Genomic DNA, 18,194 nt, shown 5'->3' on the forward strand with positions numbered 1-18,194 from the left:
GCACCGGTCCGTACCGGCGGATGACCGGCGAGCGGACGCCGGGGCCATTACCTTCCGGTTCCCCCGCCGCCGGGCGACCGGAGCCCTACCCTCCACGCCGCCCGTCCCGCTTCCGCCCGCATCGCGGCCGGGGGACGGCGGACCGTCAGAGCGGCGGCCGCAGGACCGCGCAGAGCGCCTCCAGCGCCGCCGGGTAGGCGTGGTCGGGCGGGGTCGCGTAGCCGACCACCAGGCCGTCCGTCACCGGCATCGCCTCCGGCGCCAGCTGCGGGTGCCGGAAGTCCGCCAGGCCGTCCACGGCCAGCCCCCGGTGGGCGGCCGCCGCGAGCGCCGAGCGCTCGGTGCCGGGCGCGAGGCGGAGCACCGCGTGCAGTCCGGCCGCGATCCCGGTGACCTCGACGTGCGGGGCCCGCTCGGCCAGGGCGCCGACCAGCCGGTCGCGACGGTCGCGGTAGCGGCGGCGCATCCGCCGCACGTGCCGGTCGTAGCCGCCCGAGTCGATGAACTCCGCCAGGGTCAGCTGGTCCAGCGCACTCGCCCAGCCCTCGCGCTCCCCCTTGACCGCGAGCACCCGGTCCACCAGGTGGTCGGGCAGCACCATCCAGCCGAGCCGCAGCGCCGGGCTGAGGCTCTTGCTGGCCGTCCCGAGGTAGACCACCCGCTCCGGGTCCAGGCCCTGCAGCGCGCCGACCGGCTGCCGGTCGTAGCGGAACTCGCCGTCGTAGTCGTCCTCCAGCACGAGCCCGCCGCGGCCGCGCGCCCAGTCGACCACCGCCGCCCGGCGGCCCGCGTGCAGCGGCCCCCCGGTGGGGAACTGGTGGGCGGGGGTGAGCAGCACCGTGCGAACCTCCCGGTGCTGCGCCAGCGCGCCGACCCGGGCGCCGTGTTCGTCGAGCGGCAGCGGGACGCCGGTGACCCCGGCGGAGGCCAGCAGGCCGCGGTGGAAGGCCAGCCCGTAGCCCTCGACGGCGAGCGGGCCGGCGGTCCTGGCGGGGAGCACCGCGCGCGGGCCGTCGAACAGCAGCCGCAGCGCGTGGGCGAAGCCGGAGCAGATCACGATCCGCTCCGGGTCGGTGCGCACCCCGCGGGCCCGGGCGAGGTAGTCGGCGAGGGCCCGGCGCAGTTCACCCCGGCCCTGGGGGTCACCGGGCCCGAACGCCTCGCCGGGCGCGGCGGTGAGCGCCCGGCGCCCGGCGGCGAGCCAGGCGGTGCGCGGGAAGGCGGCCGCGTCGGGCCGGCCCTGCCGCAGGTCGTGGACGGGGCTCGGCGGCCGGGAGGAGCGCCGGGCCCGGCCGGCGGGCGCGGGTTCGGCCCGGTCGGCGACGGCGGTGCCCGAGCCCTGGCGGGCGGTGAGCCAGCCCTCGGCGACCAGTTCGGCGTAGGCGTCGGCCGCGGTGTTGCGGGCGATGCCGAGGTCGGCGGCGAGGGTGCGGTAGGGCGGCAGCCGGGCGCCGGGGGCGAGCCGGCCGCTGCGGATCGCCTCGCGCAGGGCGGCCATCAGGGCGGAGCGGCGGCTGCCGGCGGCGGGCAGGTCGAGGTGCAGATCGGTGCCGGACGGGTCCGCGCCGGAGCGGGTGGCGGCGGTGGCGCTCCCGCCGGCCGGTCCGTCCGCCGGCCCGGCGGGGCGGCGGGGTGTCCGGGGTGTCCGGGGTGTCCGGGGCGGATCGACCGGGGTGTCCGTCATGGTCATGCACCCTATCGCCGGGTCCGTACGGGGCCCCGGGCCGGGTCCGCCGGCCCGGGACCTCCGGTTCGTGCGCCGCCACCGGCCGCCCGCTCAGTCGATGCGGACCGATTCGACGATGAACGACCGCACGTCGTTGCGGGTGCGTTCGGCGAGCGCCGAGTCGGTGGAGTAGGCGCTGACGCTCAGCCAGATGTTCCCGGACTGCGGGACGCAGACGACCGTGGCGATGACGTCGGCGGTGCCGCCGATCACCTGGTAGTCGCCGTCGGCCGCGCCGTCCCAGATCTGGAAGCCCTGGCGCAGGAGCGCGCTCTGGGCCAGGCCGAGGCAGTCGGAGAGGGTGTCGTTCTTGGTGAAGGTGCCCCAGTGTGCGTACATGCGGGTCTCCCGTTCGCGCGGTGGTGGCGGCGGGGCGGCCGGGGCCGGGGGACGCGGTCCGGACCGTGCGCCGTGCGCCGTGCATCGAGCGTCGGGGAGCGGCGGTCCCGGGCGCACGGGGCCGGGGTCCCGCCCCTGCCCCGGATCCCGGCCGGGACGGCGGGCCGGGTGAACGAGGGGTGGACGGGGGTGGACGGGGGCCGGGTCGACGGGGGCGGACGGGGCGATTGCGCCAGGCGGGTGCGCCGCGCGGGTGGCGGCGTTCCTGCATCGGGGTGCGGCTGCGACTGCGATCGGGTGGTCCTGTGGTCGGATTGTGTCGTCCTCAGCGTGTCGGCTGGCTATTCCTTCGGCATGACCAACACCAGGAAGTACCTGCTCGCCGCCGGTCTCAGCGCCGCGCTGGCCGTCCTGTCCGCCGGCCCCGCCCTCGCGGGCGACTGCGACGAGCCCGGGCACCACGCCCCCGCGCACCAGTCCCCCACGTCCTTCCAGGGCGGTGGCACCACCTGTATCAACGAGGGCGGTGCCTACGCGAGCGGCGTGGTGGCCAACTCGCCGGGGGTGCTGTCCGGCAACCAGATCCAGATCCCGATCAGCATCCCGATCAACGTCTGCGGCAACGGCCTCTCGATCCTCTGACCGACGCCCGCCCGCGTGCCGGCGCCGTGCGTCGGCACCCCCTCCGCACCGCATCAGGGCTGCGGTCCCGGGAATCTCCCGGGGCCGCAGCCCTCTCCTCGTCCCGCCGCTCCGCTCCCGGCCGCTACGGGACCACCGTGACCGGCCAGCGGCCCGCCTTGACCAGCCGCACCGCGACCGAGCCGATCACCCGGTGTCCGGCCTGCTCGGAGGCGCCGACCACCACGCCGTCGGCCCGCAGCTCGTCCGCCAGCCGCGCCAGCCCGGTGTACGGGTCGCCACGCACGGTCAGGAACCGCCAGTCCACCCGCCACACGTCGCGCAGCCGGTGCTCGGCCTCGCGGAGCGCGATGAGCAGCTCCTCGGCGATCTCCCGGGTGGTCTCCTCGACGGCCGCGCCGGCCAGGGCGGTGGCCGCGCCCAGCACCGGCTGGATGTAGGCGATCGCCAGGGTGGCGTTCTGCCGCCGGGCGAGCCCGGCCGCGAAGGCCGTGGCACGCCAGGAGGAGTCCGAGCCGTCCAGGCCCGCGAGGATCATCCTGGGGCCGTCGGTCCCCAGCTCGAACCCGGCCGGGGCGACCGCCGCACCCGGCTCCCCGGCGTCGAAGGCCGCCTCGTCCCGCTCCGCATCGCTCTCGTTGCTCATGCGCCGAGGCTATGCCGGACACGGTGGGTGACCGCAGGGGGCACGACGGGTGAGGCCTGTGGCCGGGGCCACCCGGACCGCGGACGCCGGTCCGCCGGACGGCCGGTTTCGTGCACGGCGCGGCGAGCGGCCGTCACCCGCCGTCGACCGTGTGCGCGGCCTCACAGGGCCCCGAACGTGGTCCAGGCCACTTTCCGCAGAGGTTTGATCTTGAAAATCGGGACATTTGCCTTCAAATCCACCCATTTTCTTGATCCTTACTACCGGTAACCCCGCTCTGACGTGGCTAAACCTGCGATTCCTTGAAACGGCCCCCCAGCCCACGTAACTTCGAATGCGTTGCACCGAGCAAGCCGCTCACCAGGGCCTCACCGCCCCGGAGCGACCACGGTGCACGACCACGCGAGCGACGTGTCCCCGAAACCGACGGCCTTCCGAGGGCCTGGTTCCGCGCGCTCGCACACCCTCTCCGAAAGGAAACCCATGACCTTCCGTAACGAGACCACCGCTGCCACCACCACCGCCACCAAGCGTCGCAACCGCGTCCGGATGGCTCTGATGGCCGGGGCGCTCACCGCCCTGCCGGTGGCCGGCCTCGTCGCGGCCAACAGCGCCTCCGCCGCCCCGGTCTCCGTGTGGGACAAGGTCGCCGCGTGCGAGGCCACCGGCAACTGGGCCATCAACTCGGGCAACGGCTTCTACGGCGGCCTGCAGTTCACCTCCAGCACCTGGGCCGCCTTCGGTGGCACCGCCTACGCCCCGCAGGCCCACCAGGCCACCAAGGCGCAGCAGATCGCCGTCGGCGAGAAGGTCCTCGCCGCTCAGGGCCCCGGCGCCTGGCCGGTCTGCTCCGTCAAGGCCGGTCTGACCAAGTAAGGACCGCTCCGCCCCCTCCCCGGGGGCAGCACGACGACGCCGCTGCACCCGGCCGGGCCCGCGAAGGGCCGGTCGGAGTCCAGCGGCGTCGTGCGTTGTGCGGGCGCGCGATGTGCGCGGACGCGATGTGCGCGGACGCGATGTGCGATGTGCGCGGACGCGACGTGCGCGGATGTCGCGTCCGGTGCGGACGGACGCGGGTCCGGTCCGCTCAGCCGGCGGGTCCGGGGCGGGCGGGGAGCGGCAGCGGGATCGCCGGCAGGCCGTCGAGGCTGGTGGCCACGTGCTCCTTGCGCTCGCAGTAGCTGCTGAACTCCTCCTCCGTCTTCCGCCCGAAGTACTCCGCGTGCAGGCCCCGGTCCTCGCGGTAGTCCATCAGCGGGACCGCGTAGCCGCAGGAGTCGCCGACCCGCTCGGCCTCCACCAGGACGATCGCCCGCAGCGAGGGCCCGTCCACGGCCGGGTCGAAGCGGGCGAGCAGCCCGGGGAAGCGCGGGTCGTCACGGAACACCGCCACCCCCTGCCCGTGCACCCGCAGGATCTTCGGCGGGCCCTCGAAGGCGCACCACATCAGGGTGATCCGCCCGTTCTCCCGCACGTGGGCCACCGTCTCCGCCCCCGAGCCGCCGAAGTCCAGGTAGGCGAGGGTGCGTTCGTCGAGCACGGCGAGCGTCCCGGAACGGCCCTTGGGCGAGACGTTGACGTGCCCGTCGGCGGCGAGCGGTGCGGTCGCGACGAAGAAGACGGGCTGGGCCTCGATGAACGCGCGCAGGCGGTCGTCGATCTTCTCGTAGGTCTTTCCCATGGGGTGATTGTGCCTCCGGGCGGCCGGGCCGGAAATCGGTTTCCAGCATCCGGGACGGCCACCGCGCCTCGGCGGACAGCCGCGGACGGCCGCGGACGGCCGGACAGTATCCTTGACGGACTCGCGGACCGCCCGGTCCTGGGGCGTACCAGTGTGAGGGAGTGGGGCCTTGGCCGACAGCGGGCTGCTGGCCCATCAGCGACAGGCGATGATCGCCGAGATGGTGCGCCGCAGCGGGGCCGTGCGCGTCGCCGAACTGGTCGAGCAGTTGGGCGTCTCCGACATGACGGTGCGCCGCGACCTCGACGCCCTGGAGCGCTCGGGCGTGGTGAAGAAGGTGCACGGCGGAGCCGTCTCCGCCTCGGGCACGGCCGTCGACGAACCGGGGTTCGAGGCGAAGTCGGCGCTGGAGTCGGCCGCCAAGGCCGCCGTGGCGGAGGCCGCGGCCACCCTGGTCGAGCCCGGCAGCGTGGTCGCCGTCGCGGCGGGCACCACGGCGTACGCGGTCGCCGCCCGGCTGCTGCACGTCCCGCGCCTGACCGTCGTCACCAACTCGCTGCCGGTCGCGGACCTGGTCCGTTCGACCGGCGAGCAGACCACCGCGGGCGCGCCCACGCTGCTGCTGACCGGTGGCTCGCCCACCCCGTCGGCGGCGCTGGTCGGCCCGCTGGCCGACCAGGCGATCCGCTCCCTCCACGTCGACCTGCTGATCCTCGGGGCCCACGGGGTCGGTGAGAAGGCCGGTCTGACCACGCCCAACCTCGCGGAGGCGCAGACCAACCGGGCGCTGATCGCCGCCGCGCGCCGGGTCGCCGTGGTGGCCGACCACACCAAGTGGGGCGTGGTCGCGCTCAGCGGGTTCGCCGCGCTCGACGAGATCGACGTCTTCGTCACCGACGCGGGCCTGGACGCCCAGGCCCGCACCACCCTGGCGGAGACCGTCGGGGAGTTGGTCGTCGCACCGGTCCCGACGGGCTGAGGCCGGGCGGGCACGACCCTTGTCCGGGCCGGGATTTCGCGGCGAACACCGCTCCCCGAGGGGTGCGGTTCTGCCACACTGTCGGCTGTCCGGCGGGGGCGCCGGCCGTGGGGGGTGCCATGAGTTCCGAATCGTCCGCGACGTCCGAGCACGGTGGGACGGTGCCCGGGAGCATCGACATCGTGCTCTCGGATCCTTCCCAGCTCTCCGCACTGGAGAGGTGGTTGACCCATGGTCCGGCGGAGGTCGAGGTCGCCCGGCGGCCCGGCGTCCCCGGGCCCGGCGAGCAGGGCGTCCTGGACGTGCTGACGGTCCTGGGCGGGGCCTCGGGCATCGTCGCGGCGATCCGGGTGCTCCCCGACTTCATCCGCTCGCGCCGCTCCGGCCTCCGGGTGGAGATCGTCCGCGACGGGCGCACCGTCACCCTGCACGCGGAGAACGTCGACGAGGTCATGCCGCTGCTGGAGCGCCTGCTCGGTGAGTGAACGTCCGACCGGCGAGCCGGTCAGAGGCCCGGTCGGCGAGCCGGGCGGCGAGCCGGGCGGCGAGCCGGGCGCAGGCCCGGTCCGTGACCACGCGCGCTCGATGGCCGTCCTCGTCGGCACCGCCGCCTACCAGCACCTGCGGCCGGTCCCGGCCGCCGCGCACAGCCTCGACCGGATGCGCCGGCTGCTCACCGGCGAGCTGTGCGGCTGGCCGGAGGACCGGGTGGCGGTGCTGGCGGACGTGCCCCCGGGGGTCAACCTGCCCGACCGGCTGGTCGAGTTGTTCCAGGGGGCCGACGACACCGCCCTGTTCTACTACGTCGGGCACGGCCAGGCCGACGACCGGGACGAACTGTGCCTGGCGCTGCCCGGCACCCGGGACGACGCGGACCGGCGGGCCACCACCAGCCTGCCGTACTCCGCCGTCCGCCACGCGCTCCGGGCGAGCCGTGCCACCACCACGATCGTGCTGCTGGACTGCTGCCACGCCGGGCTCGCCGTCTCCCCCGACGGGCGGCTGTCGCCCGGCGACCACCTCATCGGCCTCGCCCGCACCCCGGGCGGCGCGCTGATCGGCGCCGCCGGGCCCTACGAGAGCGCACGGTTCGAGGAGCGCTCCGAGGACGGGCGCCCGCACACCGTGTTCACCCGCTGCCTGGCCGAGATCGTCGAGGAGGGGGTCGCGGGCGGGCCGGAGGTGCTGACCGTCGACCTGCTCCTGCGGCTGCTGCGGGAGCGGCTGCTGCGCGACGAGAAGCCCTCGCCGACCGCCATCATGAGCGGGTCCGCGGGCGAGTTCGTCTTCGCCCGCAACGCCGCCGCGACGGCACCTCCCGCACCGCCCGCGCCGCCCGCCGACCCGGTGCCGCCACGACGGCGCCGTACCCGGCTGGGGTGGCTCGCGGCCCTGGTGGCGGCGACGCTCGTCGCCACCACGGTCTACCTGCAACTGCCGGACGACCCGGGGGGCGGCACGGACACCGCGCTGGTGGCCACGCTGTCCGGCTCGCGCACCTCGATCACCTCCGCCGACGTGGACCTCTCCGCCGAGGGCACCCTGGACTGGGCGCAGTGGGGCTACCTGCCGTCCGACGACACCGCCACCGAACGCTTCCCGCAGAACGCCGTCGCCCGGTGCACCTTCAACCCGTACTGCGTCGTGCGCCGCAGCGACGCCTTCCTGATCGGGAACTTCGCCACCCTCGGCACCGACCCCGCCGTCCGGATCCACGACGCCGAGCAGCCCGTCTCCTTCGCCTGGCACGACGGGAGCCCGTACGCCTCCGCCCGCGGCGCCCGGTCCGCCGTCTACGAGGGCGGGCCCGGCGCGGGCTTCCAGCTGCTGGTGCCCGGCGGCACGGGCGTCCGGACGCTGCGCCTGTACGCCGGGTACCACCAGGCCGCCCTGCGCTGCACCGTCACCTTCCGCGGCAGCGACCTCCTCTCCTTCACCGACTACGCCGACATCGAGCCGAACCGGCTCAACGCGAACTACTACCTCGTCTACACCCTCGGCTACCGCCCCGGCGACGCGGCCCAGCTGCTCGACATCCGGCTCACCATGGCCCACGAGTACGGCGGCGGCAACGTCGCCCTGCTCGCCGCGACGCTCTCCTGACGGGCGGACCGCGGACGGCCGGTCTCCGGGCCCCGGGCCGATCCACCGGCTCGGGCCCGAGCCACCGGTCCGGCCCGAGCCGCACGGCACGCCTCAGCCCGGCAGGCCGATCGCGCGGTCGCCGGAGCGGGACTGCTGGACGACCACCGCGACCACCAGGAGCGAGCCCTGGGCGACGTTCTGCCAGAAGGCGTTGACCCCCTGGACGGTGAGCCCGTTCTCCAGAGCACCGAGCAGGGCGACGGCCAGCAGGGTGCCGCCGATGCCGCCCCGGCCGCCCTTGAGCGCGCAGCCGCCGAGGGCCGCGGCGGTGATCGCCTTGAGCTCCAGGCCCTCGCTGCCGGAGACCGGCTGGCCGGAGCCGGTGCGGGCGGTGAGCAGGATGCCGGCGATCGCGGCGACCGCGCCGACGAGGGCGTAGACGGCGACCAGGTACTTGTTGATCGCGATGCCGGCCAGCCGGGCGGCGGTGTCGTTGCCGCCGATCGCGTAGAGGTTGCGGCCGAGGTCGGTGAAGGTGAGCAGGACGTGCACGGCGAGCGCGACGAGGACCAGGATCCAGACCATCACCGGCAGCCCGGCGATCCGGCCGCGTCCGAGGAGGACGAACACCGGGTCGCCGAGGACGTAGCCCTGCGCCCGGCCGTCCGAGAGGAGTTGGGCGATGCCCTTGTAGGCGGCGAGGCCGGCCAGGGTGGCGATGGTCGCGTTGACCCGGCCCCGGACGATGACCAGGCCGTTGACGGTGCCGACGAGGATGCCGACGGCGACCGCCGCGGCCGTCCCGAGCAGGGCGTTCGACCCGGCCGAGGTGAAGGCCATGGCGCTGACCACGGAGGCCAGACCGGCCTGCGAGCCGACCGAGATGTCCAGGCCGCCGCAGATGATCACCACGGTCTGGACGACGGCGAGCAGGCCGGTGATGGTCGTGGCCTCGGCGATCACCCGGATGTTGGTCCAGCCGAGGTAGTGGTCGTCGAGCAGGCCGAAGACGGTGAGGACGAGCGCGAGGGCGCCGAGCAGGCTGAGGTTCTGGCCGCCGATGCCGGTGAGCAGGGCGAGCGGGCGGCCGCGCCCGCGCGGCGCGCGGCCGGTGCCGCCCCCGCCGGTGACCCCGCCGGGACCGGACCGGCCGACGGCGGGCGGGGTGGTGGCGCTGCTCATGAGGGTGCTCCCGGGGTGGTCGGGCCGGCGGTGGCACCGGCCGCGGTGATGTCGTCGGCCATGGCGAGCTGCAGGACGGCCTCCTCGGTGGCGTCGGCGCGGTCGAGCTCGCCGGTGATCCGCCCGTTCTGCAGCACGACGATCCGGTCGGCCAGGCTCAGCAGCTCGGGCAGTTCGGAGGAGATCACCAGCAGGGCGACCCCCTCCTCGGCCAGGTCGGAGATGATCCGGTGGATCTCGGCCTTGGCGCCGACGTCGATGCCGCGGGTCGGTTCGTCGAGGATCAGCAGCTTGGGCCGGCGGGCCAGCCAGCGGGCGAGCACCACCTTCTGCTGGTTGCCGCCGGAGAGCTTGCCGACCTCGTGCTCGATCGACGGGGCGCGCACCCGCAGCCGCCGGGTGTGGGCGCGGACCAGCTCGCGTTCGGCCGCGCGCCGCACGAAGCGCCCGCGGCGCAGCCGTTCCAGGACGGCGATGGAGGTGTTGTCGCGGATCGAGCGCTCCAGGAAGAGGGCCTGGGTGCGCCGCTCCTCGGGGGCGAGGCCGAGGCCGGCCCGGATCACCCGGCCGGGGCTGCCGGCGGGCAGCGGCTGCCCGTCGAGGGTGACGGTGCCGGAGCGGACCGGCAGGTCCCCGGCGAGCGCGAGGGCGAGCTCCGAGCGCCCGGCGCCGATCAGCCCGGCCAGACCGACCACCTCCCCCGCCCGGACGGTGAGGTCGACGTCGCGGACGTGGCCGGTGGTGAGGCCGCGGGCCCGCAGCACGACGCGGTCGGTGGCGGCCTCGGCGCGCAGCGCCAGGGCGGAGAGGTCACGGCCGACCATCTGCCGGACGAGCTCGCCCTCGGTGGTGTCGCGCGCGTCCTGGACGCCGGCCAGCTCGCCGTCGCGCAGGACGGCGATCCGGTCGGCGAGGCGGAGGATCTCCCGCATCCGGTGCGAGACGTAGACGACCGCGATGCCCTGGGCGCGCAGCCGGCCGATGAGCGCGAAGAGGGTGTCGGCCTCGTGCTCGGACAGCGAGGAGGTGGGCTCGTCGAAGGCGATCAGCTTGGCCTCGCCGGTCAGCGCCCGCATGATCTCGACGAGTTGGCGCTGGGCGGCGGTGAGCCGGGAGCCGGGGAGGTCGGGGTCGAGCAGGCCGGTGAAGCCGAGCCGGTCCAGGTCGGCGGTGATCCGGGCGCGCAGGGCGGCGCGGTCCAGCCGGCGGCCCCGGCGGGTGGGGAGGGCGCCGGCGTAGACGTTCTCGGCGACCGGGACGTGCGGGACGATCTCGGGTTCCTGCGGGACGAGGCGGATGCCGAGGGCGCGGGCCTGGGCCGGGGAGCGCAGGTCGACGGGGCGGCCGTCGAGCAGGACGCGGCCCTCGGTGGGCCGGTGGTCACCGGTGAGGATCTTCAGCAGGGTGGACTTGCCGGCGCCGTTCTCGCCCATCAGCGCGGTGACCGTGCCGCGGGGGAAGTCGAGGGTGACGCCGCTCAGGGCCCGGACGGCGCCGAAGGACTTGGTGACGGCCAGGACGCCGGTGCCGACCGGCGGTCCCTCGGCGGACGGTCCCTCGGCGGACGGCCCCTCGACGGACGGCCCCTCGACGGACGGCCCCTCGGCGGACGGCCCCTCGGCGGCCCGGTCAGCCACAGGTGACTCCCGCGCCCTGCCAGGTGGCGGCGTCGACCATGGTGGCGCGCGCGAACAGCTCGGCCGGGAGCTCCTTGCCGCTCCTGAGCTTGTCGTACATCGCCTGGACGGCGAGCGCGCCGACCTCCCTGCCGTTGATGAACAGCGCGGCCCTCATCCCGGTCGGCTTGCCCGCGCCCCAGTCCTTGCAGGCGAGGTAGGCCCCGAGGCCGACGCCGATCACGTCGTCCGCGCCGACGCCGGCGTTCTGCAGCGCGGTGACGCCGCCGTGCACGTTCTCGTCGTTGCAGCCCCACACCACCCAGTGCTTGACGCCCGCGTTGGCGGTGACGGTCGCGGCGACCTTGTCCTGTGCGCCGGTCGGGGTGTTGTCGGTGGCGACGTCGATGGTCCGGACGCCGGGGGCGGCCGCGTCGAAGGCCTCCTTGGCCGCCTTGACGCGGTCCCCGCAGACGGTGACGTCCTGCTTCCAGGCCGACAGGACCCGGGTGTCGGCCGCGGTCCAGCCGGCCCTGGAGTACTCCTCGGCGGCGCGGCGGCCGACCTCGGCACCCATCTGGGCTCCGCTGAAGCCGATCCGCGGCACCAGGTCGGCCTTGGCGCAGGCGGCCGGGTCGGGTCCGGTGGCGCAGACCTGGTCGTCGGAGGTGAGCAGGGCGATCCCGGCGTCCCGCAGGGTGCGCACGACCTGTGGTCCGACGGCCGGGTCGGGGACGACGACGATCACGCCGCCGGCCTTGCGGGCAACCGCCGCCTGGACCTCGCTGACCGTCTTGTTGGCGTCGTTGCCGAGGTTCACCACCTTGAGGTCGACCCCGAGTTCGGCGGCCTTGGCCCGGGCGCCGGCGGCCTCGCCGATGAAGTACTCCTGGTCCCCCTGCTTCTGCAGGTAGGTGATCGAGATCTTGCCGCCGACGGGCGCCACCGAGGCGTTGCCGGTGATCGTCTCCTGCCCGTCGGAGCACGCCGTGGTCAGGCCGAGCGCCAGCAGGAGGGAGCCTGCCGCGGCGCGGCGGCTGGTGCTTCTGGTCATGGAGGGGACCACTCCTCATCAAGCAGAACCGAACAGATTTCAACGCGATGTGAAATATCACACTCCACCCTGACGGATCGTCAAGCCCCTTGGCAGTGAAAGGCCCTCTTGAGTGTCGACTCCGGCCATGGCTATGCTGCGTTGCTTTCTGTTTGAAAAAGAGACAGAAAGCACCATCGCGACTCCCCTTCACCAGCGAACCTCATGCGCCCCCACCCGCGCCCCCTGGAGCGCCCATGCGCAGAACCGCGCCCCGCTTCGCGTCCCGCACCCTGCTCGCACTGACCCTTGCCGCGTCCGGTCTCGGCACGCTCGCCCTCGGCCCCGCGGCCGCTCCCGCCACGGCCGCCCCCACGGCCGCCCCGACACCCGCCCCCGCGGCCGTCACCGTCGAGAACGGACAGGCCCTCACCCCGCCCATGGGCTGGAACTCCTGGAACACCCTCGGCACCGCCGTCACCCAGGAGCAGGTCGTCCAGACCATCGACTTCATGGTCGCCCGCGGCCTGGTCGCGGCCGGCTACGACACCGTGACCGTCGACGACGGCTGGTCACTGGGCCACCGCGACGGCCAGAGCGCCGACTTCGCCAAGACGCCCGAAGGCGCCATGCAGCTCTACGACGCCGACCGCAACCCCGTCAGCGGCACCGACGGCACCGGCCTCGACCCCACCAGCGGGCACCTGGTGCCCGACCCGGCACGCTTCCCCTCCCGCACCGTCGACGGCCGCACGCTCAACGGCATCGCCTACCTGTCCTGGTACGCGCACAGCAAGGGCATGAGGTTCGGCCTCTACGCCACCACCACCTACACCACCTGCCAGGGGCGCCCCGGCAGCCTGGGCCACGAGAGCACCGACGCCGCCGACTTCGTGGCCTGGGGCGTCGACTACGTCAAGTACGACGACTGCCCCTACGGACCGAGGATCATCGGCCCCGACGGCCACGACTACTACACCCAGGGCACCGGCCGGGAGCTCACCCGCTCCCTCTACGCCCGCGCCCAGGACTTCCGCCGGGCCCTGGACGCCGCCTCCACCGCGCAGAACCGGCCCCGGGTCACCCTGAGCGTCTCCGCCCAGCCCGTGCACACCGGCGTCCCGTACCTGCTGGCGGCCGACGACCCGGCCCGCACCGACCCGGTCGTCGTCGCCGCCGGCACCCCCGAGCGCGAGGCGCCCGGCTACGCGCCGACCGGGAAGTGGTGCGGCCAGGTCGCCAACCTGTGCCGGATCGGCGGCGACCGCGGCCCCGACCTGGACGGCGTGCTCTACAACGGTCAGCTGCGGACCGCCCTGGCGTACCCGGGCAACGTCCGACCGGGCAGCTGGAACGACATGGACATGCTGTTCGCGGGCTGGCTGTCCCCCTACGGCGTCTACGGCACCACCGACAACTGCCTCTGCCACAAGCCGATGACCGACGACGAGGCGCGCAGCGAGCTGTCGATCGTCGCGATGATGGCCTCCCCGTTCATCCTCGGCGCCGACCTGCGCACCGCGGCCGACTCCCGGCACACCGACCGGGGCGTCACCTGGAGCACCGGCGTCAGTGACACCGCCCTGGCGATGTACAAGAACGCCGACGTCATCGCGGTGAACCAGGACCGCCTCGGCAAGCCGGCCACCCTGGTCGGCGCCCCGCCCGCCGCCGCCACCGCACCGGTCGTGCTCAAGCGCCGACTCGCCGACGGCGACACCGCCGTCCTGCTGGTCAACCAGGACCCGTCCGGCTGGCAGTACATCACCAGGACGCTCACCGACCTCGGGCTGACGGAGCCCGGCTACACGGTCAAGGACCTCTGGACGGGCGCCACCGGCGTCTTCACCGGCGCCGTCGGCTCCTGGGTGCCGGCGCACGGCGTCGCGTTCTACCGCCTCAGGGCGCTGCCCACCACCGTCCCGGCCGCGGTCGTCGGCGACGGCCGCTACCACGGCATCGCCGCGGGCGGCACCGGCGGGCAGGCGCTGGAGGTGCGGGGCATGTGCGCCGCGCCGGACGGCTCGACCACCGACATCAACACCTGGTGGGACTGGCACACCTCGGAGCAGTGGAAGTTCACCCCCAACCCCGACGGCACCGTGCGCATCACCGACAACTGCGACACGCCCACCCAGGTCCACGGCACGCTGACCGGCGGCAACGGGACCGGCTCGGCCGCCTGGGTGCTCAACCGCTGGGACCCCGACAGCCCGCACCAGAAGTGGCGGGTGCTGCAGAACACGGCCACCGGCGCGCTGACCATCACCAACGTCGCCACCGGGCTGGCCCTGGACGCCCCGCAGGCCGCGCCGACCTCGGCGGTCGTGCTGAGCACACCGGCCCCGGCCGCAGCGGGCCAGGCCTGGACACTGCTCAACTGACCGGCCGGGGCCCCGGCCCCGCCCCCGGCCCCCGACTTCCGACTTCCGACTTCCGACTTCCGAACCGGGCCGACTCCCCCGGCCCGCCCTTTCGGTTCCCGCACCCGCCTTTCGGTTCCCTCACCTGGAGGACTCTTGCGCATCCCACCCGCCCGGCCGGGCCGCCGCCTCGCGGCCGCACTGACCGCGCTCACCCTGGCGACCGGCGGCGGCGCCCTCACCGTGGGGCTCCAACTCGCCACCGCACCACCGGCCGCGGCCCTCGACAACGGGCTCAACCTCACCCCGCAGATGGGCTTCAACAACTGGAACTCCACCTACTGCGGGGACCAGTTCAACGAGGCGATGATCAAGGGCATCGCCGACCTCTTCGTCGACAAGGGGCTCAAGGCCGCCGGCTACCAGTACATCAACCTCGACGACTGCTGGGCGCTGCCCCAGCGCGACGGGGCCGGCAACCTGGTGCCCGACCCGGTCCGTTTCCCGCACGGCATCAAGGCGCTCGCCGACTACGTGCACGGCAAGGGGCTGAAGTTCGGCATCTACTCCAGCGCCGGCGACCACACCTGCGACGTCAAGGGCTTCCCCGGTGGTCTCGGCCACGAACAGCAGGACGCGGATCTGTGGGCGTCCTGGGGCGTCGACTACCTGAAGTACGACAACTGCCACAACCAGGGCGCCGATGCGCAGACCCGGTACCGGACCATGGGCGAGGCACTGAAGCGGACCGGACGGCCGATCCTCTACAGCATCTGCGAGTGGGGCAGCACCGGGCCGTGGAACTGGGCGCAGCCGGTGGGCAACTCCTGGCGCACCACCGGTGACATCAGCGACAACTGGCAGAGCATGATCTCCATCGCGCAGGCCAACCAGGGCCTGGCCAACTACGCCAAGCCCGGTGCCTTCAACGACCCGGACATGCTGGAGGTCGGCAACGGCGGCATGACCGGCACCGAGTACCGGACCCACTTCAGCCTCTGGGCGCAGATGGCCGCCCCGCTGATGATCGGCACCGATCTGCGCACCGCGGAGCCGGAGACGCTGGAGATCCTGACCAACAAGGACGTCATCGCGGTGGACCAGGACCCGCTGGGCCGGCAGGGCGCCGTGGTCTCCCGGGAGAACGGGCTGGTGGTGATGAGCAAGCCGCTGGCGGACGGCAGCCGTTCGGTGACCCTCACCAACGAGGGCTCCTACGACGCCACCATCAGCACCACCGCGCAGGCCGTCGGTATCGGCGGCGCCGCGTCGTACACGGTCAAGGACCTGTGGACCAAGCAGAGCACGACCAGCGGCGGGGCGATCAGCGCCGTCGTGCCGGGGCACGGCACGGCGATGTTCCGGGTCACCCCGGGCTCGCCGGTCGCCCCGCCCACCGGGGTGACCCGGCTGAGCGACCTTCCGTTCACCTCCGTCTCCAACTACTGGGGCCCGGTGGAGCGCGACCGCAGCAACGGCGACCACCTGGCCGGCGATGGGACGACCATCACCGTCCGCGGCGTCGCGTACCCCTACGGCCTGGGGGTGCACGCCCCCAGCGAGATCGGCTTCCACCTGGGCGGCACCTGCCGCAACCTGGTCACCGACGTGGGGATCGACGACGACGCGTACGGCAACGGCTCGGTGGCGTTCCAGGTCTACGCCGACGGTGTGAAGGCCGCCGACAGCGGACCGGTCACCGGCCGGGACCCGGCGAAGCGGCTCACCGCAGACCTCACCGGGGCCCAGGAGCTGCGCCTGGTGGTCACCGACGGCGGTGACGGCACCAGTTGGGACCACGCCGACTGGGCGAACGTCCGGATCGCCTGCGGCAGCGGCCCGGCCGCAGGGACGCACCAGCTGTCCGACCTCGCCTGGTCCGCCGCCGGGAACAGCTGGGGCCCGGTCGAGCGGGACATGAGCAACGGGGGCAACCAGGCCCGTGACGGTTCCGCGATCACCATCGGGACCACCACGTACGCCAAGGGCCTGGGCGTGAACGCGTTCAGCGAGATCGTCTACTACCTCGGCGGCTCCTGCTCCGCGCTCAGCACCGATGTGGGCGTGGACGCCGAGGCGCAGGGCCGGGGCTCGGTCTCCTTCCAGATCTACGCCGACGACACCAAGGTCGCCGACAGCGGGCGGATGACCGCCGCCTCCGGGGTGGGGCACCTCACCGCGGCGCTGGCCGGGGCCAACGAGCTGCGGCTGGTGGTGACGGACGGCGGTGACGGCACCAACAGCGACCACGCCGACTGGGCGGCGCCGGTGCTCACCTGCTGACCGGCTGAACGGCCGGCCGGCTGCGGGCGGCCGGGGCGGGCGCGGTGCCGGGCGGTCCCCGGCGCCGCGCCCGCCTGCCTTCCTGCCCCGCCCGCCGGGCCGCCGGGCTGCCGGGGCCGCCGGGCCGTGGTCCCGGTGGTGTCAACAGCTTGACGGTCTGGGACGGTCGCGAACGGTTCACGCGGCTCGGGCACGCCGAGCAGGCCGACGAACTGGCCATGCTCGGCGGCGCGGTCCTCGCCCACAACACCTCGCCCGAGGACCTGCACAAGCGCGTCGACGAGGACCCGTTCGTCGCCCAGGACGTCGTCACGCCGGAGATCATCGAGATCGCACCGGGCGTGGCGGACGATCGTCTGAGCTTCCTGCTGTGACGTCAGGGCTCCCCGGCCCGCGGGGCGCACCTGCGCACCGTGACCGTTGTCACCGATGGCCGCGGTTCCGTCGCCTCGCGAGGCCGGCGTCCGCACCGGCCTCCGCACCGGCGTCCGCGCGGCCGCCGAGCCGCGCCAACCGCCGGCGCATCCCGCCTATACCGCGGCCCGGTTCGGCGCCCCGGGCGGACCTCCCCCCGTTGTCGGTGACGGTCAGCCGGGCGGCCGGACCGTCCAGGGTGAGCCGGATCTCCACCCGGGTCGCCCGCCCGTGCCGGCGGGCGTCGGCCACGGCCTCCCGGGCGGCCCGGTAGAGGGTGGTGAGCGTCCCGGCATCGTGTCCCGACTCGTCCCCGGTGACGGTCAGTTCCACCGTCAGCCGGTCGTCGTCGAGATTCCGCGCGAGGCCGGTGAGCGAGCGGACCAGCGAGAACGGGCGGTCCTCGTCCGGCGCGCCCGCCGACCCGCGGACCTCCGCGAGCGCCAGCCCGGCCGAGCGGCGCGCCTGCGCGACAGCGCGCGCCGATGCCGCCGGATCCAGCGTCCGCAACGTCTCGGCCTGCTCCAACTGCGTTCCGAGGGCCGCGAGATGGCGGCCGAGGCTGTCGTGGACCTCCCGGGCGAGCCGGTAGCGCTCCTCGGCCGCGGACAGCTCGGCGACCCGCTCCGCACAGCGTGCCAGCCGCTCGTGCGACTCGCCCAACCGCGCCCGCACCTCCTGCTCACGGACCGCCGCCCCGGCCGTCGACAGGGCCAGCGCCAGGGCGAGGCCGAACATCAGCACGTCCGACCCGTGGGCCGGCCGCGCCCACCACCCCGGCTCCAGGACGGTCAGGGCGACCGGCAGCAGCGCGACGCACCCGGCGGCGCAGCCGAACGCCACCCGCCGCCCGAAGGCCGGGTACGCGGTGAACGGCACCAGCACGAACAGCACCCACGACACCCCGGAGCCGTCCACCACCGCGACCGCCGCGAACAGCACCACCCGCACCGCCAGCAGCACTTCCGGGGGCAGCGCCGCGGCCGGCGCGCGGCCCGGTCCCGGCGACTCCAGGGCGAGCAGGGCCAGCAGGCCCGCGGCGAAGACGGCGAGCCGCGCACCGCCGAACTCCCCTGCGGCGAGCGCCTCGTGGGAGAAGCCACCGGCCAGGACCACCGTGTAGAGCACGGGCGGGATCCACCGCACTGCGCGCTGTTCCATCCGCCCTCCCCGCGTGCCGACCGGGCCGGTCCCGACCACCGCCG

The 18,194-nt window shown here is 74.5% G+C and carries 16 protein-coding genes; 8 read left to right on the plus strand and 8 right to left on the minus strand.

The features are described from left to right. Positions 1-145: 145 nt before the first annotated feature. Positions 146-1,498 carry a PLP-dependent aminotransferase family protein gene (locus tag ACFVVL_RS12805; protein ID WP_387674503.1) on the minus strand — a complete coding sequence of 451 codons (1,353 nt, stop codon included), beginning with the start codon at positions 1,496-1,498 and terminating at the stop codon, positions 146-148. 279 nt (positions 1,499-1,777) lie between these two features. Continuing rightward, on the minus strand, positions 1,778-2,065 hold the full coding sequence (locus tag ACFVVL_RS12810) for a hypothetical protein (protein ID WP_387674089.1): 288 nt from the start codon (positions 2,063-2,065) through the stop codon (positions 1,778-1,780). Between the two features lie 354 nt (positions 2,066-2,419). On the opposite strand from ACFVVL_RS12810, the gene ACFVVL_RS12815 reads away from it, so the two are divergent. Beyond that, positions 2,420-2,707: a chaplin family protein gene (locus ACFVVL_RS12815; RefSeq protein WP_380291762.1), complete on the plus strand. Its 288-nt coding sequence runs from the start codon at positions 2,420-2,422 to the stop codon at positions 2,705-2,707. A 124-nt stretch (positions 2,708-2,831) separates the two neighbouring features. On the opposite strand, the gene ACFVVL_RS12820 is transcribed toward ACFVVL_RS12815, so the two are convergent. Beyond that, entirely contained in the window at positions 2,832-3,245 is a 414-nt protein-coding gene (locus tag ACFVVL_RS12820) for a universal stress protein (RefSeq protein ID WP_387674506.1), read from the minus strand. 591 nt (positions 3,246-3,836) lie between these two features. Here ACFVVL_RS12820 and ACFVVL_RS12825 point away from each other — a divergent pair. Further along, complete coding sequence (locus ACFVVL_RS12825; RefSeq protein WP_380291764.1) at positions 3,837-4,229, plus strand: transglycosylase family protein; 393 nt, start codon at positions 3,837-3,839, stop codon at positions 4,227-4,229. 211 nt (positions 4,230-4,440) lie between these two features. Here the strand turns inward: ACFVVL_RS12825 and ACFVVL_RS12830 are convergent, their stop codons facing one another. Further along, the gene (locus ACFVVL_RS12830) at positions 4,441-5,034 is read right to left on the minus strand and encodes a pyridoxamine 5'-phosphate oxidase family protein (RefSeq protein ID WP_387674094.1); all 594 of its coding nucleotides are present in this window, start codon (positions 5,032-5,034) and stop codon (positions 4,441-4,443) included. Positions 5,035-5,242: 208 nt separating this feature from the next. Here ACFVVL_RS12830 and ACFVVL_RS12835 point away from each other — a divergent pair, with 208 nt between their 5' ends. The 3 genes from ACFVVL_RS12835 (at position 5,243) to ACFVVL_RS12845 (ending at position 8,116) form a co-directional block, all read left to right on the plus strand. Beyond that, entirely contained in the window at positions 5,243-6,013 is a 771-nt protein-coding gene (locus ACFVVL_RS12835) for a DeoR/GlpR family DNA-binding transcription regulator (protein WP_387674509.1), read from the plus strand. Positions 6,014-6,132: 119 nt separating this feature from the next. Further along, positions 6,133-6,498 (plus strand): hypothetical protein, encoded by a 366-nt coding sequence (locus ACFVVL_RS12840; protein ID WP_380291768.1) that lies wholly within the window; start codon positions 6,133-6,135, stop codon positions 6,496-6,498. Next, positions 6,491-8,116: a caspase domain-containing protein gene (locus ACFVVL_RS12845; RefSeq protein ID WP_387674098.1), complete on the plus strand. Its 1,626-nt coding sequence runs from the start codon at positions 6,491-6,493 to the stop codon at positions 8,114-8,116. The genes ACFVVL_RS12840 and ACFVVL_RS12845 overlap by 8 nt, the downstream gene beginning before the upstream one ends. A 93-nt stretch (positions 8,117-8,209) precedes the next feature. On the opposite strand, the gene ACFVVL_RS12850 is transcribed toward ACFVVL_RS12845, so the two are convergent. From ACFVVL_RS12850 to ACFVVL_RS12860, 3 genes are read right to left on the minus strand one after another with little or no spacing between them, the layout of a single operon-like run. Further along, positions 8,210-9,280 (minus strand): ABC transporter permease, encoded by a 1,071-nt coding sequence (locus ACFVVL_RS12850; RefSeq protein ID WP_387674101.1) that lies wholly within the window; start codon positions 9,278-9,280, stop codon positions 8,210-8,212. Beyond that, entirely contained in the window at positions 9,277-10,917 is a 1,641-nt protein-coding gene (locus ACFVVL_RS12855) for a sugar ABC transporter ATP-binding protein (protein ID WP_387674104.1), read from the minus strand. Before ACFVVL_RS12855 ends, ACFVVL_RS12850 begins: the two co-directional genes overlap by 4 nt. Continuing rightward, complete coding sequence (locus ACFVVL_RS12860) at positions 10,910-11,950, minus strand: substrate-binding domain-containing protein (RefSeq protein WP_387674107.1); 1,041 nt, start codon at positions 11,948-11,950, stop codon at positions 10,910-10,912. Before ACFVVL_RS12860 ends, ACFVVL_RS12855 begins: the two co-directional genes overlap by 8 nt. A gap of 236 nt (positions 11,951-12,186) precedes the next feature. Here ACFVVL_RS12860 and ACFVVL_RS12865 point away from each other — a divergent pair, with 236 nt between their 5' ends. From ACFVVL_RS12865 to ACFVVL_RS12875, 3 genes are all read left to right on the plus strand, one after another. Beyond that, positions 12,187-14,313: an RICIN domain-containing protein gene (locus ACFVVL_RS12865; RefSeq protein WP_387674110.1), complete on the plus strand. Its 2,127-nt coding sequence runs from the start codon at positions 12,187-12,189 to the stop codon at positions 14,311-14,313. A gap of 135 nt (positions 14,314-14,448) precedes the next feature. Then, the gene (locus tag ACFVVL_RS12870; RefSeq protein ID WP_387674113.1) at positions 14,449-16,575 is read left to right on the plus strand and encodes an NPCBM/NEW2 domain-containing protein; all 2,127 of its coding nucleotides are present in this window, start codon (positions 14,449-14,451) and stop codon (positions 16,573-16,575) included. A gap of 149 nt (positions 16,576-16,724) precedes the next feature. Continuing rightward, the gene (locus ACFVVL_RS12875; RefSeq protein ID WP_387674116.1) at positions 16,725-16,949 is read left to right on the plus strand and encodes a hypothetical protein; all 225 of its coding nucleotides are present in this window, start codon (positions 16,725-16,727) and stop codon (positions 16,947-16,949) included. Between the two features lie 49 nt (positions 16,950-16,998). On the opposite strand, the gene ACFVVL_RS12880 is transcribed toward ACFVVL_RS12875, so the two are convergent. Then, positions 16,999-18,150: a sensor histidine kinase gene (locus ACFVVL_RS12880; RefSeq protein WP_387674119.1), complete on the minus strand. Its 1,152-nt coding sequence runs from the start codon at positions 18,148-18,150 to the stop codon at positions 16,999-17,001. Between the last annotated feature and the right edge of the window lie 44 nt (positions 18,151-18,194).

This window comes from Kitasatospora sp. NPDC058115, assembly GCF_042884635.1.
GTDB lineage: Bacteria > Actinomycetota > Actinomycetes > Streptomycetales > Streptomycetaceae > Kitasatospora.